The 840-nt window shown below is 79.0% G+C and carries 1 protein-coding gene; it reads right to left on the bottom strand.

The window, feature by feature from the left end; translation table 11 throughout:
• Positions 1 to 791, bottom strand: a 791-nt coding sequence (locus tag AB0O00_RS36060) for a phosphotransferase (protein WP_363658927.1), incomplete at its 3' end; no start/stop codon positions are given.
• Positions 792 to 840 lie beyond the last annotated feature (49 nt).

The raw sequence follows: 840 nt of genomic DNA, 5'->3' as shown, positions 1-840 counted from the left end.
GCGATGACGAAGGTGTACGCGTCGACCTCGGCCGGGCCGTTCGCGCGGGCGCCGGCCCAGTCGAGCACGCCGGTGACCCGGGTGCCGTCCTCGGTGAGCAGGATGTTGCCGGGGGCGAAGTCCCCGTGGAACCAGGCGACGGTGGCGGGCCGGCCGGCCAGTTCCCGGTGCAGCAATGCGACGAGGTCGTCCAGGTGCGCGGCCCCGGGGCCGGTGCGGCACCGGCCGATCCGCGCGGACAGCAGGGCGCGGCGCGGCTCCACCCAGTCGTCGAGGAGGTCCGTGAGGCGCTCGGTGCGTCCGGTCGTCCGGTGCAGCTCGGCGAGCGCGCCGAGCGCGGCGGCCGCCACCCGGGAGGCGTGGTCGGGGAAGCGGGTGAGGTACCCGTCGGCGGTGACGCCCGGCAGCCAGCACTGTGTGACCAGCGGCAGCGGCCCGTCGAGCCGGCGGGTCACCGGCCGGGGCAGCAGGCGGCGCCACTCGCCCAGCCGGGGGTCGGCGTCCAGGCGGCGCAGCACGTCCCACTCGCGGGCCAGGGTCGCGACGGCCGGGGCGCTGCGGGGGTGCTTGACGGCCAGCGGCGGGGCGGCGCCGTTCAGGCGGAACACGAGCACGTCCGAGCGGCCCTGGGCGCTGCGGCACGCGGTGGTGCCGTGGGCGGGCCCGACCCGGCGGGCGAGCCGGCGGGTGGTCAGGCCGTCGACGGGCCGGTAGAGCAGGGCCGGGCGGCGGATCGGCACCAGGCCGACCACGGCGTGCCAGGCGGCGCCGGCCGGGCCGGGGGTTTCCACAGGGGGCTCGGTGCTGCGATCGGCGCTGGGCTCGGCGCGGGGCTCGGCA

The organism is Kitasatospora sp. NPDC093558 (genome assembly GCF_040683475.1).
Lineage (GTDB): Bacteria > Actinomycetota > Actinomycetes > Streptomycetales > Streptomycetaceae > Kitasatospora.
The sequence above is the reverse complement of the archived record's forward strand: the minus strand, read 5'-3'. Positions and strand labels throughout refer to the sequence as shown.